This window comes from Solibacillus sp. FSL W7-1324 (genome assembly GCF_038008025.1).
Lineage (GTDB): Bacteria > Bacillota > Bacilli > Bacillales_A > Planococcaceae > Solibacillus.
This window is the reverse complement of record NZ_JBBOYH010000001.1, coordinates 3107748-3130359: the sequence shown is the minus strand read 5'-3', so window position 1 is coordinate 3130359 and position 22612 is coordinate 3107748. Positions and strand designations below refer to the sequence as shown.

The following is a 22612-nucleotide window of genomic DNA, read 5'->3' as shown; positions in this document are numbered from 1 at the left end:
AAGGAACGCTACTTTTCTAATACGGGGAAATCTTTTCGTATTCAAGCACCAAATCATCCAAAGAGCCAAATGTATAGCCTTGTGCTTTCGCATCTTTTATAAATTGAGGTAACGCTTCGGCATTATCCTGCGCTACTGTATGCATTAATATAATCGCGCCAGGGTGAAGCTGGTTCATCAATGCATCATATGCATATTTAGCACCGCGACGTTCATCCTTCAGCCAGTCTTTAAAAGCGATTGACCAGAACATATGGCGATAGCCCGCTTCATTTCCGACTTTCAGTACTTCTTCATTAAATATACCTTCCGGCGGTCGGGCATAATAAGTCCGTTTGACACCAGTCAGTTCATTTAATTTATCATCAAACTGTTTCCATTCCTTCTTCATGCCTTCAGGGGTCAAGCGCGCCATATTCGGATGACCATATGAATGGTTTCCGATAATATGACCATCTTTCACCATTGTTTTTACTAAGTCGGTCGCGCTCGTTAAATAGTGGCCGGTCAAGAAGAAAGTGGCTGGAGCTTTTTCTTCCCGCAAAGTATTTAAAATACTCTCGGTATAGCCGTTTTCATAGCCGTTATCGAATGTTAAGTAAACAATTTTCTTTTCTTCATTCCCCTTATAAATCGCACCATATTTACTTAACATAGACTCAAGCGGTTCACCTATTTCTACAGGTGCACCATTACGGCTTGGCTTAAAGCCCCAATGAAATTCCTCTGCTTTTGCAACAGATACAGATATAAAGGAAATAAATGTGGCAATTAACACGAAGCTAATCCCTAAAATATGTTTTTTCAATGAAAAAGCAACCTCCTTTTACAAGGTAGGTTGCGTGAAAAGCATTGTTTTATTCATATAGATCACGAATTGCATTTTCTACAGAAACAAACTTAAATTCAAAATTGGCGTTTAGTAATTTTTCGGGTACGACATGCTGACCTTCCAGTACGAGCATACTTTTTTCGCCAAGAGCAAGTTTTAAAGCAATGCTTGGGACCGGAAACCAATGCGGACGATTCAGTGCTTTGCTAATTGAATGCCCAAATTGCTTCATTCGTTTTACATTCGGTGTCGTAAAATTAATCGGCCCTGATAAGGCATCATTTTCTATTGAAAAAAGTATGGCACGTGCCACATCTTCTACATGAATCCAGCTAAGCCACTGTATACCTGAGCCAATTGTTCCGCCGACACCAAGTTTATAAGGAAGTACCATCATCGGCAATGCACCTTCACCTTTTTCCAAAATAACGCCAAAACGGGTTAAACAAGTACGAATGCCCATTTGTTGGGCCTGCATTGCTTTTTCTTCCCACTGTGCTACAACGCTTCCTAAAAAATCAGATGCTTTTTCGGTCGCTTGTTCCGTATAAACAGCTGTTTCGGAAACAGGATAAATACCAACAGCGCTTGCATTAATGAGTACTTTCGGTTTTTGCTTCACATTTTGAATAATACGGATGATTTCATCGGTAGACTCCAAACGGCTTGAGAGGATTTTTTGTTTTTGCTCATCTGTCCACCGACCCTCATTAAGCGAGACCCCAGCTAAATTTACGAATGCATCCGTATTTTCAACATGATGCTCCGGTGTTGCACCGTCTTTTAGCCATTGCACATAATGGATACTATTTTCTGTTTTCGGCTTTCCCCGTGTCAAAACGATGACTTCGTGACCCTGTTCAAGTAATAGTTTGCTCAATCTCCTGCCAACCATTCCTGTACCGCCTGCAATTGCAACTTTTATAACAAACACCGCCTTTATGTCTTTTTGTTTCTATTAGTATACCGTTCCATGAAACTATAAGTAAAAAGATGTATACTAGAATGTACATTGTTATTGTGAGGTGTACACGGTGCAAGTCCAAATCATTACAAAAATTGGTCGTCAAAAAAACAATCAAGAGCGCTACAATATATACTTAAATGAAAAATATGCTTTTGCGGTAGATGAAGGCACACTTATTAAGTTCGGTCTGCAAAAAGGCAAAGTACTTGAGCAGATGGAAATAGATGAAATACAATATGAAGATGAAATTGCAAAAGCGTTTAACAAAGCACTTAACTTTTTAAGCTTCCAAATGCGCAGTGAACATGAAGTGAAAACCAAGCTTCTGAAAGCAGGGCATGGGGAAGCTGTTGTACAGGAAGCCATTCATAAATTAACCGGCTTAGGCTTTTTAAATGATGAAAGTTATTCAAAAGCACTGCTTGAAACGAGAAAGCGTACGACGAAAAAAGGGCCGGCTGCAATTCGTCAGGACCTGATGCAAAAAGGGATTGATAAAAATTTGCAGCAGAAAGTATTAGCAACATTTGAACATGATGAACAGGTAAAGCTTGCAATGGAATTGGCGGAAAAAGCCGTACGTTCCAATACAAACAAAACGCCGACACAAGTGAAGCAGAAAATTCAGGATGTGCTGTTGCGTAAAGGATATTCCTATGAGATTGTTAAAGAAATACTCGAGCAGATTACATTAGAGCGCGATGAAGACGAATGGTCCGAGCTAATAGAAGCTCAAGGCGAAAAAATTTGGCGCAAATATGCAGCCAAACTGACAGGGTCTGATCTTCGGCAAAAAGTTAAGCAGGCACTTTATCAAAAGGGCTTTCCAATAGAGAAAATCAATGAATATATAGAACAGAAGGAGCAACAACAAAATGAATGAATTAACATATAGTTCAATGTCTGAACAGGAATTACGTCAGGAAATTGCAAATTTACGAGAACGTGCAAGAAAAGCAGAACAGTTAGGGATTGTAAATGAATACGCTGTTTATGAGCGTAAAGCATTGATGGCTGAGGCATATTTAGTGGATCTATCCACTATTATTCCAGGTGAAATCTATCGTTTGAACGGATCGCCAGGTGAGTTTTTCCAAGTGGATTATTTAAAAGGCCGCTTTGCATGGGGACACCGATTAGGATCAGAACGTTTTGAAGAGGCATTACCAGTTTCTATTTTACGTCCAATGAAAGAAGGGAAGTAGCATGGAAGATTTATATCAAAGACTGACAGAACAATTATTAGAGAAAAACCCTAAATTACCGGCAGGTCGTGCCCGTACATGGGTGGAGTTATTGTGCAGCGATTTCGAGTCCACATCTGCCAAAGCCGGTGCGAATTACCGTGGCTCGGAGTACACGGCTAAATTGGTGAGCCAGTTAATTGAAAGTTATGGTGATAAGCTTCATTTATTTGCGGCAAAAAATCCGAAATATGCGCAACTTTTAAATGACAGTGATGATACTTTGAATTAAAATTATTCAGCGATAATTTAGCTTCAACGGCAATTGCAATATAAAAAAAACCACCAGTTGGGGCTGGTGGTTTTCCGTTTTTATTAGTCATTGCCGGCTCCTATTTGCAGTCGTTTCTGTAATTTTTCTTCTGTGAAAATCCAGCCGGTATAAGAATTGACAATGTTAAGCTCTTTATCTAAGTGGGCGACAGCAACGAAAGGGTAACGATCATTACTGCGATAGCGTAAATCGATTAAACGCAGTTCTGTTACGCCGCTTTCAAGCTCTGAAATTTCCCAGCGGTAAAGTGGTGAAAACGATAAGAAGGCAGCTAAGTTTGGATCTTTTATCGCTTTTTCGACGAGCTCAGTTTTCGGAATCGGTTCAATTTTGAACTTATCGTAAATATTGACCGATCTGCGATAGGCACGGCCGACATAGAAGTGCGTTTTAGATTTAGCGGCAACTTTCCAATGGAAAAAGCGCATTGTCGGAGCGACAATTACAAATTCTTCGTCCTGCAGTTCATGATGAACCGCATTTTTAACCGCCTTTTGAAGAGCAAAACGTAAAATATAATAGAAGAAAATAATGATATACATGACCGTAAATGTGAGCACAGGCTCTGTCCCTAATAACCAAAGTAAAATACCGATACAATGCAACGTAAATATAATCGGATCGAATGTATTAATAACACCGAGTGCAACCCACTTTTTTGAAAACGGACGCAATGCCTGTGTGCCGTATGCGTTGAAAATATCTACAAACACATGTAAAAATACGGCGATCTGTGTCCATAGCCATACATTGAACAGATGGACATCAGGCAAAATAAGAGCGAGTACACCTGTTATTAAGAGAGGCCATAGTAAAACGGCCGGTATTGAATGTGTAATCCCGCGATGATGGCGTATATAAACCGCATTATTCCGAAGTTTTAAAACCGTATCAATATCCGGTGCCTGTTGTCCGATAATCGTTCCAGCCATTACAGCCGTAAAGGTCATGGAATGACTTGCGACAGTCGGGTCTACAAGTGCTAGGCCTCCGATAGCAATGCCCATGACGAGATGTGTGCCTGAATCCAAATGTATCAACCCCTCGATCTTAAAACCGTTCGAGAACGGAAAAATTTAGCAATAGTATCCACATTATAATATACCCTTTTTTAAGGAAATAAAATCGAATTTTTGGAGGACAATGTGAACTATCCATATACAAAACAATTTCGCCAGGCTTTAGTGCAATGGTTTTTGGAAGAACAACGAGATTTGCCTTGGCGCCGTACGAAAGAACCCTATCATATCTGGGTGTCTGAAGTAATGCTGCAGCAAACAAGAGTCGATACAGTCATTCCATATTACAACCGTTTTATAGAAAAATACCCGACAGCGGAAAGCTTAGCCTATTCCCCGGAAGAAGAGCTGCTTAAAATGTGGGAAGGACTAGGGTATTATTCCCGTGTCCGGAATTTGCAAGCAGGTGTCAGGGAAGTAGTCGAAGTGTACGGCGGTAAAGTACCGGATAACCGTATCGATATTTCAAAGCTTAAAGGTGTTGGACCTTATACAGCAGGAGCAATATTAAGTATTGCTTACGGAAAGCCGGAGCATGCTGTAGATGGAAATGTTATGCGTGTACTTAGTCGTGTATTAAATATAGATGCAGATATTGCTTTGCCGAAAACAAAGAAAATTTTTGAACAGGCAGTAACGGAACTGATTGATCCTGAAAATACATCTGCTTTTAATCAAGGACTGATGGAGCTCGGGGCACTAATTTGTACCCCAACTTCACCAAAATGCCTATTATGCCCGGTACGTGATTATTGCACAGCATTCCATGAAGGTGATCCTTCCAGCTTGCCGGTTAAATCCAAAAAGCTGAAAACAAAAAATATTGATTATGATGTATATATTATCCGTGATCAGGAAGGACGCTTTTTAATGGAGAAACGTCCGGAAAATGGCCTCCTTGCAAACATGTGGCAGTTTGTAATGATAGAACGCCAGACAGATGAAAGTAGTTTAACCAAAGTGGAAAAACAATATAACGTCACTTTGGAGCACAATTTTAAGGAACCGATTTTAAGTTTCAAACATGTGTTTTCTCATTTGAAATGGCAAATTGAAAGCTATTTAGTGGATGCAGTTGAAGTGAATGGCAATACGGAAAATACAGCATTCTTTACTAAAGAGCAAATTGCCAAATTACCAATGCCTGTACCGATGTTGAAAATCTGGGAAAAAATCAATGCATAATTCTTTTATCACCAGACCACAATAATGGTCATGGAGGTGACAAAGATGAGTCGCAATGAACAAAACCGTAATAAACAAAACCAACGTAATAATAACAATAACCAGCAAAACAACTTTGAGGAGTTTGGTCAAGAACTAAACTTCAACGAATTTGATCAGCAAAACCAAAACCAAAAGCAAAATCAAAACCAAAACCAAAAACAAAATAACCGTCAAAACAACCGACAAAACAATATCCTTGAAGAGTTCGGCCTAGACGAAGACTTCAATGAAGTTCAACAACAAAACCAAAAACAGCAACGCGAGCAAGAGCAGCGTAACGCACAATTCGCGAAACGTAACAACAACAACTTCTAAGGAAGTGCAGAAAGATGTTCTGAAGGTATAAACTTTCAGAGCATCTTTTTTGTTTTAAAACGAAGGAGTAGGGAAATCATAAAACAACTGGCTTAGTTTTAATATGTGCAACTATAAAGGATACGCGATAATTTTCACGCAAAATTGAAAATAATTGCATTCGAACTACAAGTTTTGCCAAAGCATTGTTATAATACAATAAAGACTGCTAGAATTTTTAGCTAAGACGAAAAGGTGGGCTTTATGATGGCATTACCGGTTGAAGGAGAAAAAATCCAAATACATAGTTATAAGCACAATGGTAATATCCACCGTGTCTGGCAAGAAACGATGGTATTAAAAGCAACAAAAAATATTATTATCGGTGCAAATGAAAAAACACTCGTTACGGAATCGGATGGTCGCACCTGGCTGACACGTGAGCCCTCGATTTGTTACTTTCATGCAGAGCATTGGTTCAATATTATTTGTATGTTGCGTGATGACGGTGTGTATTACTATTGCAACATCAGTTCACCGTTTGTGTTTGATAACAGCTGCTTAAAGTATATTGACTATGATTTGGACGTAAAAGTGTTTCCGGATATGACTCATGCCTTATTGGATGAAGATGAGTATGAGCAGCACAGATTGGAAATGAACTACCCTGAAGTCATAGATAAAATTTTACAGCGGAATGTTAAAACATTGGTAAGCTGGATTGAACAACGCCGTGGACCATTTGCTCCGGATTTCATAGAATCCTGGACAAATCGGTATCTCTTATTAAGTGAAATTCAGGCAAATAAAGAGTAAATGAGACACAAGTAACTTTTTTATGTTGCTTGTGTTTTTCTTTTGGGTAAAGTACATGAGTAAATGTTTAATGGGGAATTATGTTATGATAATTGCTGTTGCAAAATTTCTGGAGGGAAGTGTTTTTTGCATTGGATAGTATTAAACGTTATATGCGGTTCGTTAAGCCGTATAAACTGCTTTTATTTTTAACAATCGTAATCGGCATACTAAAATTTGCGATTCCGCTATTTTTACCGTGGCTCCTGCAAATAATTATCGATGATATATTGTTAAATGATGGTATGTCTACAGAAGAAAAAACAAGCCAGTTGTTTACATGGATCGGCATTGCACTCGTCTTGTTTTTTGTTATTCGACCACCAATCGAATATTACCGCCAATACTTTGCGCAAAACTTGAGTAATAATATTTTATTTGATATACGTAAAGAATTGTATGGCCATTTACAGAAGCTAAGCTTAAAGTATTATGCGAATACGCGCGCCGGAGAAGTTATTTCGCGTGTCATTAATGATGTTGAGCAAACAAAAAACTTTGTTATGACCGGATTGATGAACTTATGGCTCGATTTGGCGACCATTTTAATCGTAATCGGTGTCATGTTTGCAATGGATGTAAAGTTGACACTTGTATCGCTTATCGCACTGCCGTTTTACGCATTTAGTGTCAAGTATTTCTTCGGAAGACTTCGCAGCTTAACGAAGGAACGCTCACAGGCTCTGGCGGGTGTTCAAAGTTATTTACATGAACGTGTTGCCGGGATGAGCATCATCAAAAGTTTTACATTGGAAAAGCACGAACAGAAGATTTTCGATGAAACGAACGGAGAGTTCCTTAATAAAGCGCTGGACCATTCACGTTGGAACGCCAAATCTTTTGCTGTCGTTAATACCATTACAGATATGGCACCGCTGATCGTGATTGGCTATGCAGGTTATCAGTATTTGCAAGGCGACTTATCTATCGGTGTACTTGTTGCGTTTTATGCCTATATTGAACGCCTGTATGGACCGCTTCGCCGATTGGTAAGTTCATCGACAACATTGACTCAGTCAATTGCCTCGATGGACCGTATGTTTGAACTGATGGATGAGAAATATGAAGTTCAAAACAAGCCTAACGCAATGGTGTTGCCCGCAGCAAAAGGGAAACTTCAATTTGATCATGTTACATTCAAATATGATCAAGGTGGCAACACGATTTTAAATGCAGTTGATTTCACGATTGAACCTGGACAAACCGTTGCCTTCGTAGGTATGAGCGGTGGGGGAAAATCGACAATCGTCAGCTTAATTCCGCGTTTCTATGATGTGACGGAAGGAGCGGTTAAGATTGATGATCAAAACGTTAAAGACGTGACAATCGAATCTTTACGCTCACAAATCGGGATAGTATTGCAGGATAATATTTTGTTTAGTGATTCCGTGAAGCAGAATATTTTAATGGGAAATCCGCACGCAACAGATGAAGAAATCATTGCTGCTGCCAAAGCGGCGAACGCCCATGACTTTATAATGGGATTACCGGAAGGCTATGACACGAAAGTGGGGGAACGCGGCGTCAAACTTTCAGGCGGGCAGAAGCAGCGAGTTGCTATTGCACGAGTATTTCTTAAAAATCCGCCGATTCTAGTATTGGATGAGGCGACTTCTGCACTCGATCTGGAAAGTGAAGCACTAATTCAAGACTCGCTTGACCGTTTAGCACATGAGCGGACAACGATAATTATCGCTCACCGACTGTCTACAATTACCCATGCCGACAACATTTTCGTTATTGAACACGGAGAAGTTATCGAATCCGGTACACATCAACGACTAATGGAGCAACAAGGCGCATATTATAACTTATTCCAAGTACAAAAATTAGATTAAAACTGAGTGACTATGTTGAGATAAATCAGCATAGTCACTTTTTTATATATTAAAATTACATTTTTTTACGATAATGTTGTAAATTAGTAGATGTTATAATATCATATTTTCAAATACTTTTTAATCTTCAGAAAATTGGGGTGGTTAAATGAGTCGAAAAGCTGTGCTTGAAGTGAGAGAGTTAGAAACGACATTTTTTTCAGACAGTGGAAAGGTTGCAGCTGTCGATCGAATAAGCTTTTCAATTCATGAAGGGGAAATTCTCGCCATCGTAGGGGAGTCCGGTTGTGGTAAAAGTGTTACTTCCCTCTCTATTATGGGGCTTGTACCGAGTCCTCCCGGAAAAATTACAAATGGAGAAATTTTATTGAAAGGGCAAGATATTTCAAAGTTTACCGATAAGCAAATGCGCAAAATCCGAGGCAATGAAATCGCAATGATTTTCCAGGAACCGATGACTTCGCTGAATCCATTGTTTACAATCGGCAATCAATTGATCGAAGCAATCCGAATCCATCATCCGAAATGGTCAAAAAAAGAAGCGAGTGCCCGGGCAGTTGAAATCATGAAGCTGGTCGGTTTGCCGCGCGCGGAGCAATTGCTTAAAGACTATCCGCATCAACTGTCAGGAGGGATGAGGCAACGTGTCATGATTGCGATGGCTCTTGTTTGTAATCCGAAAGTGCTTATTGCCGATGAGCCGACAACAGCCCTCGATGTAACAATACAAGCCCAAATTTTAAAGTTAATGCGGGATTTGAATGAACGGCTGAACACCGCTGTTTTACTCATTACACATGATTTGGGAGTTGTTGCGGAAACTTGTGAGCGCGTCATTGTCATGTATGCGGGGCAAATTGTGGAAGAAGCTCCGGTCAATGAAATATTTAGAAATCCGCAGCATCCTTATACAAAAGGGCTGATCCAGTCAGTACCGGATATGCGCTACAAAAAGGATACCCTTTATTCGATTCCCGGGAATGTTCCAAAACCGGGCTCGATTCTGGAAGGATGCCGTTTTGCAGCACGTTGTGAATATGCATTCGATCGTTGTATGACAAATAATCCTCCGCTCTATGAATCATCAGGTACACATAAGGCAAGATGCTTCTTATTGGATATGGAAGAAGGGGGAGTGACACATGTCGAAAGTGCTGCTGAAAGTTGACAATCTGAAAAAGTATTTTCCGATTCGGCATGGGATGTTCGCACGCCATGCTGGTGATGTGAAGGCTGTTGATGACGTATCATTTGAGCTTTATGAAGGGGAAACATTAGGCATTGTCGGAGAATCCGGTTGCGGAAAATCTACTACAGGCCGTGCGATTATGCGTTTGCATGAACCGACAGACGGCCAGGTGATATTTGATGGCGTAGAGCTCACAAAATTAAACGGTGAACAAATGCGAAAAGTCCGCCGTGAGATTCAAATGGTGTTTCAGGATCCATACGCCTCATTAAATCCAAGACATACGGTTGAAAAAATTTTAGAGGAACCGTTAATTGTACACGGAATCGGGAATGCGAAGGAACGAAAAAAGAAAGTCCATGAGTATTTGGAAATCGTCGGTTTAAGCTCGTATCATGCGAAGCGCTATCCTCACCAGTTTAGTGGCGGACAAAGGCAGCGAATCGGAATCGCCAGAGCTTTAATGACTAATCCGAAACTGATTATTGCAGATGAACCAGTTTCCGCACTGGACGTATCGATTCAAGCACAAGTTTTAAATTTAATGCAGCGATTGCAGGAAGATTTGAAACTGACATATATATTTATTGCCCATGATTTAGGGGTTGTGCGACATATTAGTGACCGGGTAGGCGTGATGTACTTAGGTAGGCTTGTTGAAATTGCGGAAAGCGAATCGCTCTATCACGAGCCATTACATCCTTATACACAAGCGCTATTATCGGCTGTACCAATTCCGGATCCGCAGTTTGAGCGGGAACAGCTATTGCTGAAAGGGGATATCCCGAGCCCGTCAAATCCTCCGACAGGATGCACATTCCATACGCGCTGTCCTTTTGCGATGGAAAAGTGCAAACAAGTCATTCCGATGCTCCAGCAAGTTAAACCAGGTCATTCTGTTGCGTGTCATTTATATGAAACGCCACAATGATAATAGATTAAAAAAGTCTAGGGGGTTTTTTTATTGAGGAAAGGTAAATTGTATTTAGTAAGTCTTATGATGCTATTAATAATGTCATTATTTTTAGCTGCTTGTGGTGCTGACGATGCAGAAACGTCATCATCAGAAACAAGCAACGATTCAAGTACAGATACAGACAGCAATACAACAGACAATTCAAGTTCTTCAACACCTCAAGTATTAGTATTTGGCCGTGGAGCAGATTCTGTTTCACTTGATCCAGGTATCGTAACAGATGGCGAATCATTCAAAGTAACACAAAATCTATTTGAAACATTACTGAACTTCGGGGAGCAAGATACAACAATCAACCCTGGACTAGCAAAAGAATGGGAAGTAAGTGAAGACGGTTTAACTTACACATTCCAGCTTCAAGAAGGTGTGAAATTCCATGATGGTACAGACTTCAATGCAGAAGCTGTTATTAAAAATGTAAATCGCTGGAAAGGTGGAAAAGAGGAAGATTTCTACTACTTCAACTCTATGTTTAAAGCAGAGGGCGAAGATATTATTAAAGATGTAACGGCTGAAGGAGATTACACAGTTGTGTTCACACTTTCTCGTCCGCAGGCACCATTCCTTAAAAACTTGGCGATGAGCCCATTCGGAATCGGTTCACCGACTGCATTTGAAGCAGCAGGCGATAAATTCGGCGATAACCCGGTAGGTACAGGTCCATTTAAATTTACTGAATGGAAACGTAATGACTCAATCACGATTGAGAAGTTTGAAGACTACTGGCAAGAAGGTTTACCGAAATTAGATAAAGTTATCTTCCGTTCAATTCCGGATAACTCTGCTCGTTTAAATGAATTAATGGCAGGCAATATCGATTTAGCTGATGGTATTAACCCTTCAGACGGTAAAACAGTTGAAGGCGATTCTACGTTACAACTGATCGAACGTCCATCAATGAACATTGGCTATTTAGGTTTAACGAATACTCGTGCACCGTTTGATAACAAACTTGTACGTCAAGCAGTGAATTATGCAATCGATAAACAGGCGATTGTTGATGCGTTCTTCGAAGGACGTGCAGAAGTGGCAGCAAACCCGATGCCACCATCAATCAGCGGTTACAACGATGCAATTTCTCCATATCCGTATGATCCTGAAAAAGCGAAATCTTTATTAGCTGAAGCTGGCTATGACGGAAAAGAAATTGAATTATGGGCAATGCCGGTACCTCGTCCATATATGCCGGACGGAGCGAAAGTGGCGGAAGTTATTCAAAAGAACTTAGAAGATGTTGGGATTCCATCGAAAATCGTAACTTTTGAATGGGCAACATATTTAGAGAAAGCGAAAAACGGTGAAGCAGATGCATTCATGCTTGGCTGGACTGGTGATAATGGGGATGCAGACAACTTCATCTACACATTATTAGACAAAGACAATATCCTTTCAAACAACTATGCGTACTATACTAATGAAGAAGTACATGGTTTATTAATTCAGGCGCAGTCTGAAACAGATGAAAATGTGCGTAATGAGTTATACAAAAAAGCACAGGAAATCATTCATGAAGATGCACCATGGGTTCCACTTGCACACTCTACACCATTACTTGCTGCAAAAGCAGGTGTGAAAGGGTTCCTGCCACACCCAACAGGTTCTGATAAATTAGATAACGTTTCAATGGAATAATAGAAAGTTCAGTGAAAGGGGAGGAATATTCCTCTCCTTTTTTTCAACTAGTAGAAACATACATTCAAAAAAGGGGTGAAGAGCATGCTTCACTACATTGGCAAACGTCTACTGCATTTAATACCTGTATTACTTGGGATGACCTTTTTAGTGTTTCTGATTATTCGTGCCATTCCCGGTGATCCAGCACAAGTCATTTTAGGACAGCAAGCTACTGCAGATGCAATTGCGGCACTTCGCCTGAAACTTGGCCTAGATAATCCGTGGTATGTTCAATATTTCGATTACTTAAAAGGAATTGTAACGGGAGATTTGGGAGAGTCATTAAGAACAAGACAGCCGATTTCTTCTGAAATGTGGCCGTATTTAGCAGCTACATTTGAACTGGCATTTTTCGCGATGATTGTTGCCGTTATCGTCGGGGTAAATGCAGGGATTGTTTCGGCGTGGTTTCAAAATTCATGGTTTGATTACGTGGCGATGGTCATTGCTTTAATCGGTGTTTCGATGCCGATTTTCTGGTTAGGTTTAATGGAGCAATGGGCATTCGGTATTCAGCTGGGCTGGTTGCCTACATCAGGAAGGGAAGAAGTTCGGGATCCGGTAACGGCTATCACGCACTTTTACTTAATTGATACATTAATGCAAGGCCGGTTTGATCAATTCATTGTTGTGTTAAAGCACTTATTATTACCTGGCATTGCACTTGCAACGATTCCGACGGCGATCATTGCTCGAATGACAAGAGCCTCGATGTTGGAAGTAATGCGTTCGGATTTTGTTCGTACAGCACGGGCAAAAGGTCAAAAAATGTTTGTTGTTGTTTATAAGCATGCACTCAAAAATGCGTTGATTCCTGTTTTGACGGTAGTCGGCTTGCAAACAGGTATGCTTTTAGGCGGGGCAATCTTAACAGAAACAATTTTCAGTTGGCCGGGAATTGGACGCTATATATATGAAGCGATAGGATTCCGTGATTATCCTGTCATCCAGTCGGGTATTTTAATCGTTGCCTTTTTATTCGTAATGATTAACCTGATTGTTGACCTTTTATATACAGTGATTGATTCGCGCATTAAATACAACTAGAGAGGAGGCGCATAGCATGGCTGAAGTTATACAAAATCAGGTTCAGCGGATTGAAGAAGAACGAGTGAAGGGACCATGGCAAGAAGCATGGACGAATTTCAAGAAAAGCAAGTCTGCGCTGTTCGGCAGTGCAATCGTTTTATTCTTTGTGCTTCTGGCGGTATTCGGTCCTATGTTTGCACCACAAGGTATAAACGAACAAAATTTAAGTATGCGTCTGCAGCCTCCATCTGCTGATTTCTGGTTTGGAACAGATGATCTCGGTCGGGATATCTTTTCGCGAATTTTACATGGAGCACGTATCTCGTTGACGGTCGGTTTATCGGCCGTGCTGATTTCCGCAGTTGCAGGCAGCTTTTTAGGGATTATTGCAGGTTACTATGGTCGATGGGTTGATACGATCATATCGCGACTGTTTGATATTATGCTTGCGTTCCCAAGTATTTTACTGGCGATCGCAATTGTATCGATTTTAGGTCCATCATTGCAAAATGCTTTAATCGCGATTGCGGTTATTAATATACCGAACTTCGGCCGACTAATACGGTCGCGCGTGCTGAGTATAAAAGAAGAAGAGTATATACATGCCGCAAGAGCAATCGGTATGAAAAACTCCCGGATCTTATGGAAGCATATTTTGCCGAACTCGATGACTCCCGTAATTGTACAGGGGACACTGGCGATTGCGACAGCGATTATCGAAGCGGCAGCACTCGGATTTTTGGGGCTTGGTGCAGAAGCGCCACAGCCGGAGTGGGGGAAAATGCTTGCGGATGCGCGGATGTTTTTACTGAACGCACCATGGGCGATGATTTTCCCGGGACTTGCGATTATGCTGACAGTAATCGGCTTTAACCTTATGGGTGACGGATTGCGGGATGCACTTGATCCGAAGATGAAAAGTTAAACATACTAACATTAGTAGTACAAACCAAGGCCATGGTTTGTGCTACTATTTTTTTATAGTAGAAGTGAAGAAAAGCCGACCAGCCTCTGGGACCATTTGTGAGTCCGTATAAAAAACCGGCTAACTTCACGCCCTTATATGAATCAGTTTAGTATGTTGGGTCCAAAGAGATCGTGTATAAGAAAGTGGAATCGATAAGGTATTGTGAAGGCTTCTATGACTGGCTAAAAAGGAGAATGAAATCATGAAACATGTCATTGCGTTAGATGTTAGTAAAGGCAAAAGTTCGGTCGTTATTTATGATCGGTATCGAAAATGTGAGTTTGAAGGCGAATTAAATCACACACGAATTGACTTTGAGCGATTACACGAGCGTATCGAAGAAATGAAGAAACTAGATGGACAAGCTCCTGAAATTGTATTTGAAGCAACAGGCGTCTATTCCAAATCAGTAGAAGCGTTTTTCAAAAATCATGGCTATACATATAGTCGGATGAATCCACTTGAAGCGAATTTACAGATGGCGAAAATGCGACGCCATAAAACGGATGTAAGTGACGCACATGAACTAGCCAAAACGCATTTTAGATTGGAACGTGAAGCGACTTACGTTCAAGATGATTATTATGAACAGATGCGTGCACTTACACGCTATTATGATGAAATCGATGAGGAAATGATTTTACTAAAGAGTCGGATGCATGCGATTTTACATATGAGTTTTCCAGAGCTTGAAAAACTCATTACGCCAAGTTCCGCATTATTTTTAAATATCGTACAGCTTTACCCACACCCTACCCTTGTTTTGTCTCATTCAAAAACCGTCATAAAAAATCGGTTGAAGGCGAATACGAAAAAGAACCTTTCCCTTACTCGTGCAGAGAAAAAAGCCGTTGAACTAATGGAAGCAGCTCAAAATAGTTATCCGGCCATTAAGCCGACAGATGTAAGGTGTGATCAAGTAAAGGATTACGCAACTCGTATTGCAGAACTGAAGGAAAAGAAAGAGGCGCTTGTCCAACAGATGACGGAGCTATCAAAAGAACGTCAAGAATATATTGTATTACGCTCCATTCCTGGTGTGGGTGAAACAACAGCTTGTCGCTTGATTGGTGAAATCGGTGATATTCGCCGCTTCCGAAATGCAAAACAATTAAACGCCTACGCAGGGATCGATATCATGCGCTATCAATCCGGGAACACACAATATCGGGATCGTATCAATAAGCGTGGGAATAAACATTTGCGGAAAATTTTATATTTCATGATGCAAGGGATGCTTATGTTAAAAGAGAAACCAAATCATTTTGCGGATTACTATTATAAATTAAAAACGCAACCTCAGAGAAAGCCTCATAAGGTTGCGATCATCGCCTGTGTTAATAAGTTTCTGAAAGTGACATTTCAGTTATTAACACGAGGCATCCTTTACGATTATGAGTCCGCACTACCAGCTCAGAAATCGTAATAAAACGTAACTCCACTATATCATACAGACCTCTCGAAAAAAATAAAAATCGTTAGGTCTTTTTGGCATATAAAAATATAAGTGTAAAATAAAGAGAGAAACTATGCCCCTACACTTAAATCTAAAATAGCTACTAAAGTTGTAGAATACACTTGACTAATCGTAAGAAAAGAGGCTGGGACATAAGTATAATTATTGCTAAATAAAAGGAAAGCCTTTATTAAGAAATGGATATATTGCAAAATTGATGGGAATGGAGGGCGACTCCTGCGGGGAATAGCGTGACGCCTGAGACTACAGGCTCAGGCCACGCCCGCGGAAAGCGTCCCGGAATGGAAATCAATTTTAACGCTCAGCAAAAAAATGCTATTTTTCTCTCAGGGAAAAATAGCATTTTTGGGTTATGTCCCAACCTCTTTTATTTAGTAAAACTCCGATTCCAGGTCGAGGTTTTTTTCCTCACTGTGGAAGCTGCGATAGGAAACGATCAGTGTATCAAGATGCTCCAGGTTTTCCTCGTAATCTAATATCCGCGATAAAATATAAAGCAGATGGTAGCTTGAAAACTGTTCATCTTCTTCTGCCTCTTCCTGAGCAAAGGCAATCTGCTTGATAAACTGCTCCATTAGCTCACTGCCTTGCAAATATTCATCGTGACGTGTCCACTTAGAATGTTCAGGCCTAAGCTTTCCGGTGTACTTCAATAACAGCTGTTCGTGGTAGGTTAGCAAGAAGTCTAAGCGTTCCTGGATAATGACTTGAAACTTTATCGGCAACTTCCCGAGCTCGTTTTCATGTTTGTGTAAACGAACGAGCAACTCATAGCTTTTCTTCGAAGTTAATAACATTTGACGGTAAATAACAAGCTTGCGGGCTTTTACGTACTTACGGTTCCTGAAATAGCTGCGTTCTTCTTTGAAAAAACCGTACATTGTATCAATTTCGTTTAGTCGTGACTGCAATTTATTAACGGCCATTTTTGTAGATGTATGTTCACTCGCTTGGCGAACGGCCAAACGTGTCCAGCGAATAATATCATCCTGAACAGAGTTGATTTTTTTAAATAGCTTTATTTCGTATTTAGGCGGTAAAAACAATAAGTTTACAACGAAAGCAGCGAACACACCTAGCATTACAGTGCTAAATCGGATTAACCCAAACATTAGAAAATCATCGCCCGGTACTTCCATAATGGCGATCATCGTCACAAGGGCAAGGGAGACTGATTTTTCGAGCTTTAGCTTCATCATAAGACCAAGTACGATAATAGCGGCAATACCGACAGACACGATATGATGTCCAAAGATAAGACCGAATAGGACTGCAACAGTAGCGCCGATTATATTACCCTGTATTTGTTCTAAAATTGTAAGATAAGAGCGGTAAATGGAAGGCTGGATTGCGAATACAGCAGCAATTGCAGCAAACACAGGTGACGGTACATTCAGCATTTGAGCTAAAAATAAAGCGAATACTATTGCAACACCCGTTTTTAAAACGCGGGCACCTAGTTTCATATTTTTTCCTCCTTTCTGATAGATTGAATGAAGAGAAGCCGCTATAAAATGTATAGCGGCAATTGTTATTAAAGTTGTGAAAATGCGTAATCTACTGCTTTTAATGTTTCTTCGACGTCTGCTTCTGTATGTTCTGTCGTCAAGAACCATGCTTCATATTTTGAAGGGGCTAAGTTGATGCCTTGGGATAACATCAATTTAAAGAAGCGACCGAACTTTTCACCGTCCGTATTTTCCGCTTGCTCATAGTTTTCCACTTTTACATCAGTAAAGTAGATAGCAAATGCGCCTTTTAAACGGTTTAATGTAATCGTTACATTATGTTTTTTGGCAGCAGCTAAAATGCCTTCTTCAAGAAGAGCACCTAAGCGGTCCATTTCTTCATAGATCCCCGGTTGCTGCAATACTTCAAGGCATGCAATACCTGCCTGCATACTTGCAGGGTTTCCGGCCATTGTACCAGCCTGATATGCAGGGCCAAGAGGAGCAACTGTTTCCATAACTTCTTTACGACCACCGTATGCACCGATTGGCAGACCGCCGCCGATTACTTTCCCCATTGCGACTAAGTCCGGAGTTAAGCCGAGCATAGTATGTGCTGCACCGTAGTGGAAACGGAAAGCGGTAATAACTTCATCATGGATTGTTAATGCACCATGTTTTTTTGCGAGTGCATGTACATGTTCCAAAAATCCTTTATCCGGTTCTACAATCCCGAAGTTCCCGACGATTGGCTCGATTAAAATCCCGGCAACATCATTGCCCCATTTTTCCATTGCCAATGTAAATTCTTCTTTATTGTTGAAAGGTACGGTAATGACCTCTGTTGCGACTGCATGAGGAACACCGGCAGAGTCAGGTGAACCTAATGTTGCTGGACCTGATCCCGCTGCAACAAGTACTTGGTCGAAGTGACCGTGGTAGCAGCCGGCGAATTTAATAATTTTCGTACGCCCTGTAAATGCACGTGCAACACGTACACATGTCATCACAGCTTCTGTACCGGAGTTGTTAAAACGTACTTTATCCAATGTAGGAATGGCTTCTTTCAGCATTTTAGCGAATTTAATTTCATGCTCTGTCGGTGTACCGAATAATACGCCTGTTTCTGCAGCATGGGCGATGGCTTTTGCAATATGCGGATGGCCATGACCTGTAACGATCGGTCCGTAGGCTGCTAAATAATCGATGTAACGATTACCGTCCACATCCCAAAAGTATGCTCCTTTACCGCGGACCATGACAACAGGTGCTCCGCCGCCTACTGCTTTATAAGAACGGGATGGACTGTTTACCCCGCCGACGATATGTTCGAGTGCTTCTGCATGAAGCTGTTCAGATTTAGTATGATTCATAATTTATTCCTCCAAAATAGGTTACATGAAATGATTTCATATCTATTGTAGTATGTAATGAAAGGGAACGCCAAAGAAATTGAAGCATCGGGCATTGTTTTGTATCATAGAAGAAAATTTTGGAGGAATGGACATGACATTAGAAGATTTACAAGCACCGGGATTTGCATTGCAAAATGAAGAGGGGGAAACGGTTACGCTCGAAGAATATAAGGGCAAAAACGTTATTCTCTATTTCTACCCGAAAGATTTAACGCCTGGCTGTACAACACAGGCTTGCGACTTCCGCGATAAATATGATGATTTCTCAGATTTGAATGCTGTAATTTTAGGTGTGAGTCTGGATGATGCAGCGAAACATACACAGTTTATTGAAAAGCACGGATTGCCTTTTTCATTATTAGTCGATGAAAATCATGAAGTTGCTGAGAAATATGGTGTCTGGACATTAAAGAAAAATTTCGGAAAAGAGTATATGGGAATTGAACGTTCAACGTTCTTGATCAATGAAAAGGGAATCGTTGAAAAAGAGTGGCGTAAAGTCCGGGTGAAAAATCATATTGAAGATGTGTTAAACTATTTAAAAAATCGCACAAATTAATAGGTGCACAAAGGGGAATTATGATGGTAACGATTTATTTTACATTTGAACTACGCGACGATTTAAAGCAGCCGCTTTTGGCACAGTTTCCTCAAGTAGATTTTTTATTCGATAAGAAACTGGATGTGGAGAAACTGGCTCAAACAAATGTTTTAGTGACGTATGGGGAAGATTTAAAGGAAGAGCACTTACAGCATGCAGACAAACTGCAATGGATTTTCGTTGCATCTGCAGGAATTGAAAAGATGCCGGCAGAAGCGATCGCGAAACGTAATATACTCGTTTCGAATGTGCGCGGGATACATAAGAAGCCGATGACTGAATCAATTTTAGCGCATATTTTAGCATTAAAACGAGTATTGCCTTTTATTTATGAACAGCAACAGAAGAAAGAATGGAATAAAAAGGCGCGTCCGACAGAGTTAAACGGTAGTACAGCGCTAATCATCGGCCCGGGTGCGATCGGCAGCGAAGTAGGACGGATTCTGCAGGCTTTTGATGTTCATACAATTGGCTGCAACCGCTCAGGCAACGAGGCTCCTTATATGAATGAGACATATAAGCTCGATGATTTAAAAGAGCAGTTACCGAAAGCGGATATTATTCTTTCAATGCTGCCATCTACTAAGGAAACGAAGCATATGCTGACTCGAGAGCATTTTGAACTGATGAAGAGTTCAGCCATCTTTATGAATTTCGGGCGCGGGGACTTAGTGGAAACAGATACTCTTGTTGGCGTTTTACAGGACAAACTAATTGAACATGCTGTTTTGGATGTCTATGAAATTGAGCCATTACCGGCAGAAAGTCCGTTATGGGATTTGAACAATGTTACACTTTCACCGCATTTTTCAAGCCATTCTTCACGTTATTTAGAGCGCAGTTTGGATATTTTCAAACCTAGTCTGGAGAAATGGCTGAACGGGGAACGTGATTTAGAAAATAAAATGAATATTTTAAGAGGATACTAATTGAGAATGCTATATGGAAGAATAGGCATTTAACCGTTTACATTTTCATTTAGCTTTTTTATCCTATACTTTTGTTTCAACCGACATAAGCAATTGTTGACAACGCATGGACAAATTCGCTACACTAATTATAACGATTACAAATTAATAATATGTATGAAAAGGGGTGCATGACGATGTCTGAATTGCATTTAAAGGATGCGCTGGACACGTTAAAGACTACTGGTGTACGAATTACTCCTCAGCGTCATGCGATTTTGGAATATTTAATTCAAAGTATGATTCACCCAACAGCTGATGATATATACAAGGCGCTTTGCGATAAGTTTCCTAATATGAGTGTAGCAACGGTTTATAATAACTTACGTGTCTTTCGTGAGGTGGGCTTAGTAAAAGAGCTTACTTATGGAGATGCAGCAAGTCGCTTCGATTTTGTAACGGGCGATCATTATCACATGATTTGTGATGGCTGCGGTAAAATTGTAGACTTCCACTATCCCGGTTTAAATGAAGTGGAGCAGTTTGCTTCGCAAGTAACGGGTTTTCAAGTTAATTCACACCGTTTAGAAGTCTATGGTACATGTCCTGACTGTTTAGCAGTCGGTGCAACAAAAGTTCAATAATAATCTAACCTAGTAACGGTTGTTGCTGGGTTTTTTTTATACAAAAAACTGGAGTAAAAGTTTGTTATCTTTACTCCAGCCTTGTTGAACATTTAATTTTTATTGTATTCTTGATTGAATTCTTTTCCTTCTAATGTAGGATCTAAAGTTAACGGTTCATTGCAGTACATGCAAATATCCACACGACCTAACACCTTTGTCCATTTCCCGCATTCCGGACAAACGACTTGAACAGCTTTTGTAGACAATAATCCTACCCAGGCGTATACAGCAGTACTGCCGATAATACAAAGAAGTCCAATTGTCATGAAGATTAATACAAGTATCTGATTATTTTTGAAGAAGATTGCACCATACATAATAACGAAGCCGATGAAAATAAGGGATAATGCAAAAGAGCGGATCTTATTAATTTTACTATTATATTTTTTCATTTCAATTGCCTCCTAATCTAAAATATACTATAACATGAATTGGATATAAATTAGTAGACAGGAAAGAATTAGGCGGCTCGTTAACAACTCTTAATACTATTTAAAAATGTTTAAATGAAGGGTTTTTGTAAATGAATGGCGAAAGAAAAAATAATGGCATTTCTATTATTTATTTTTAAGAAATGATGGACTTTCAGCATGGTTAAAGTTTATCGTCGTAATATTAGTTAATTTATCTTATAGCATCTACAAGGATATTATATAGAAGGTAAACTTTATAGGGGGATAACAATGGAACATATTTTAAGACCGATATATCAGGAACGTGCAAGTCAGCCGGAAACGCTTGGAGTAATATTGATAAACAAGCGTGAAGGTGCCGAGAATATGACCGATACATTTGATTCGGTTCTTTTAATTATTGTAAAAGAAAGTGATAAGCCTATTTATTCGAAACACTATTCATATGGTGAAGCGAAAATGGTGATGCATATTTTAACGGAGGAACGGTTGCGTAAATGGATTTTCATTGGCTCGCACAGGCGGTTAGTTGATTGGCTTTTCCACGGGAAAATTATGTTTGACCGCAATGAGTTTCTATATAAACTGCGTTCTGAATTGCAAGAGTTCCCATTCTTCGGTCGAAAATTAAAAACAGGTATACAGTTTGCCAAGTTAATCCGCCGTTATAAAGAAGGAAAAGAATTATTTGAGGATGGTCATTATTTAGATGCGTACAATCATGTGGTTGCTTCATTGCATCATTTAGGGAGACTATCGATTATCGATAGCGGGCATTACCCGGAAGTAACAGTGTGGGCCCAGGTGAAACGCAATGATCCTGCAATATATAAATTATATGAAGAATTGATTATGAGCAACGAAAGTCTTGAAAAGCGTCTGGAGTTATTATTTTTAGCAGGCGAGTTTTTAATCAATTCCAGAACGACAGATGGGGCACAGCATATTTTAGAAACAATGCTTGCACAACCTTCGTGGACAATTCAGCAATTGCATGATCATCCTGAATTGAGTTATTACTCTGTTGACCTGGAAGTGTTTGTTGAATACTTAATTGAAAAAGAGTTAATTTTAGTGGAAGCGGTTATCGCTAAAAACGAAGCGATCTTCCACAGAAACTATTATGTAGACAGACATTATATTGAATCCGAGTATGGGTTATAGTATATTAATCAGAGCGTTTAAAAACGCTCTGAAATTATTTTTAAAAAAGTATTGACGAAAACATTGAAAGTATTGTAATATATTAAATGTCGCTAAGACGTACTTGAAAACAACT

At 40.0% G+C, this 22612-nt stretch carries 23 protein-coding genes; 17 read left to right on the top strand and 6 right to left on the bottom strand.

Annotated elements, in window-relative coordinates; translation table 11 throughout:
* Positions 1–16 precede the first annotated feature (16 nt).
* Both MKY71_RS15700 and MKY71_RS15695 read right to left on the bottom strand, forming a co-directional pair.
* Positions 17–808: a polysaccharide deacetylase family protein gene (locus tag MKY71_RS15700; RefSeq protein WP_339173607.1), complete on the bottom strand. Its 792-nt coding sequence runs from the start codon at positions 806–808 to the stop codon at positions 17–19.
* 49 nt (positions 809–857) lie between these two features.
* Positions 858–1757: a TIGR01777 family oxidoreductase gene (locus MKY71_RS15695; protein ID WP_340733651.1), complete on the bottom strand. Its 900-nt coding sequence runs from the start codon at positions 1755–1757 to the stop codon at positions 858–860.
* Between the two features lie 109 nt (positions 1758–1866).
* Between MKY71_RS15695 and recX the strand changes: the two genes are divergently transcribed.
* The 3 genes from recX to MKY71_RS15680 are packed head-to-tail and all read left to right on the top strand — an operon-like array spanning position 1867 to position 3275.
* A complete protein-coding gene (gene recX / locus MKY71_RS15690; protein ID WP_339196091.1) occupies positions 1867–2682 on the top strand; it encodes a recombination regulator RecX in 816 nt (271 codons plus the stop codon).
* Positions 2675–3004 (top strand): YfhH family protein, encoded by a 330-nt coding sequence (locus MKY71_RS15685; RefSeq protein ID WP_079523624.1) that lies wholly within the window; start codon positions 2675–2677, stop codon positions 3002–3004. Before recX ends, MKY71_RS15685 begins: the two co-directional genes overlap by 8 nt.
* A gap of 1 nt (position 3005) precedes the next feature.
* Positions 3006–3275 (top strand): YfhJ family protein, encoded by a 270-nt coding sequence (locus MKY71_RS15680; protein WP_339173599.1) that lies wholly within the window; start codon positions 3006–3008, stop codon positions 3273–3275.
* Positions 3276–3358: 83 nt separating this feature from the next.
* Here MKY71_RS15680 and MKY71_RS15675 read toward each other — a convergent pair whose 3' ends face one another.
* A complete protein-coding gene (locus MKY71_RS15675) occupies positions 3359–4348 on the bottom strand; it encodes a metal-dependent hydrolase (protein WP_339173597.1) in 990 nt (329 codons plus the stop codon).
* A gap of 114 nt (positions 4349–4462) precedes the next feature.
* Here MKY71_RS15675 and mutY point away from each other — a divergent pair, with 114 nt between their 5' ends.
* From mutY to MKY71_RS15625, 10 genes are all read left to right on the top strand, one after another.
* Complete coding sequence (gene mutY, locus MKY71_RS15670; RefSeq protein ID WP_339173595.1) at positions 4463–5521, top strand: A/G-specific adenine glycosylase; 1059 nt, start codon at positions 4463–4465, stop codon at positions 5519–5521.
* A 45-nt stretch (positions 5522–5566) separates the two neighbouring features.
* Positions 5567–5878: a hypothetical protein gene (locus tag MKY71_RS15665; RefSeq protein ID WP_340733232.1), complete on the top strand. Its 312-nt coding sequence runs from the start codon at positions 5567–5569 to the stop codon at positions 5876–5878.
* 246 nt (positions 5879–6124) lie between these two features.
* Positions 6125–6673, top strand: a complete 549-nt coding sequence (gene ntdP, locus MKY71_RS15660) for a nucleoside tri-diphosphate phosphatase (protein ID WP_339173590.1) — start codon at positions 6125–6127, stop codon at positions 6671–6673.
* 152 nt (positions 6674–6825) lie between these two features.
* Positions 6826–8550, top strand: a complete 1725-nt coding sequence (locus tag MKY71_RS15655) for an ABC transporter ATP-binding protein (protein WP_340733650.1) — start codon at positions 6826–6828, stop codon at positions 8548–8550.
* A gap of 148 nt (positions 8551–8698) precedes the next feature.
* Positions 8699–9718 carry an ABC transporter ATP-binding protein gene (locus tag MKY71_RS15650; RefSeq protein ID WP_339173588.1) on the top strand — a complete coding sequence of 340 codons (1020 nt, stop codon included), beginning with the start codon at positions 8699–8701 and terminating at the stop codon, positions 9716–9718.
* Positions 9693–10670, top strand: coding sequence for an ABC transporter ATP-binding protein (locus MKY71_RS15645; RefSeq protein ID WP_339173585.1), 978 nt, complete (start codon positions 9693–9695; stop codon positions 10668–10670). The genes MKY71_RS15650 and MKY71_RS15645 overlap by 26 nt, the downstream gene beginning before the upstream one ends.
* Before the next feature lie 33 nt (positions 10671–10703).
* Positions 10704–12347: an ABC transporter substrate-binding protein gene (locus MKY71_RS15640; RefSeq protein ID WP_339173583.1), complete on the top strand. Its 1644-nt coding sequence runs from the start codon at positions 10704–10706 to the stop codon at positions 12345–12347.
* A gap of 84 nt (positions 12348–12431) precedes the next feature.
* Positions 12432–13436, top strand: a complete 1005-nt coding sequence (locus MKY71_RS15635) for an ABC transporter permease (protein WP_339173582.1) — start codon at positions 12432–12434, stop codon at positions 13434–13436.
* Between the two features lie 16 nt (positions 13437–13452).
* The gene (locus tag MKY71_RS15630; RefSeq protein WP_339173580.1) at positions 13453–14343 is read left to right on the top strand and encodes an ABC transporter permease; all 891 of its coding nucleotides are present in this window, start codon (positions 13453–13455) and stop codon (positions 14341–14343) included.
* 244 nt (positions 14344–14587) lie between these two features.
* Complete coding sequence (locus MKY71_RS15625; RefSeq protein WP_340732598.1) at positions 14588–15811, top strand: IS110 family transposase; 1224 nt, start codon at positions 14588–14590, stop codon at positions 15809–15811.
* A gap of 422 nt (positions 15812–16233) precedes the next feature.
* Here the strand turns inward: MKY71_RS15625 and MKY71_RS15620 are convergent, their stop codons facing one another.
* Together MKY71_RS15620 and MKY71_RS15615 are read right to left on the bottom strand one after the other, a co-directional pair.
* Positions 16234–17328 (bottom strand): FUSC family protein, encoded by a 1095-nt coding sequence (locus tag MKY71_RS15620; protein WP_340733231.1) that lies wholly within the window; start codon positions 17326–17328, stop codon positions 16234–16236.
* 68 nt (positions 17329–17396) lie between these two features.
* Positions 17397–18683 (bottom strand): glutamate-1-semialdehyde 2,1-aminomutase, encoded by a 1287-nt coding sequence (locus MKY71_RS15615; protein ID WP_340733230.1) that lies wholly within the window; start codon positions 18681–18683, stop codon positions 17397–17399.
* Between the two features lie 133 nt (positions 18684–18816).
* Here MKY71_RS15615 and bcp point away from each other — a divergent pair, with 133 nt between their 5' ends.
* From bcp to perR, 3 genes are all read left to right on the top strand, one after another.
* Complete coding sequence (gene bcp, locus MKY71_RS15610) at positions 18817–19284, top strand: thioredoxin-dependent thiol peroxidase (RefSeq protein WP_340733228.1); 468 nt, start codon at positions 18817–18819, stop codon at positions 19282–19284.
* Positions 19285–19307: 23 nt separating this feature from the next.
* Entirely contained in the window at positions 19308–20255 is a 948-nt protein-coding gene (locus tag MKY71_RS15605; protein ID WP_339199752.1) for a D-2-hydroxyacid dehydrogenase, read from the top strand.
* A 176-nt stretch (positions 20256–20431) separates the two neighbouring features.
* The gene (gene perR, locus MKY71_RS15600; RefSeq protein ID WP_339173572.1) at positions 20432–20878 is read left to right on the top strand and encodes a peroxide-responsive transcriptional repressor PerR; all 447 of its coding nucleotides are present in this window, start codon (positions 20432–20434) and stop codon (positions 20876–20878) included.
* Positions 20879–20970: 92 nt separating this feature from the next.
* Here perR and MKY71_RS15595 read toward each other — a convergent pair whose 3' ends face one another.
* On the bottom strand, positions 20971–21312 hold the full coding sequence (locus MKY71_RS15595) for a YgzB family protein (protein ID WP_339173570.1): 342 nt from the start codon (positions 21310–21312) through the stop codon (positions 20971–20973).
* A gap of 291 nt (positions 21313–21603) precedes the next feature.
* On the opposite strand from MKY71_RS15595, the gene MKY71_RS15590 reads away from it, so the two are divergent.
* Entirely contained in the window at positions 21604–22497 is an 894-nt protein-coding gene (locus MKY71_RS15590; RefSeq protein WP_340733227.1) for a nucleotidyltransferase-like protein, read from the top strand.
* Positions 22498–22612: the final 115 nt, after the last annotated feature.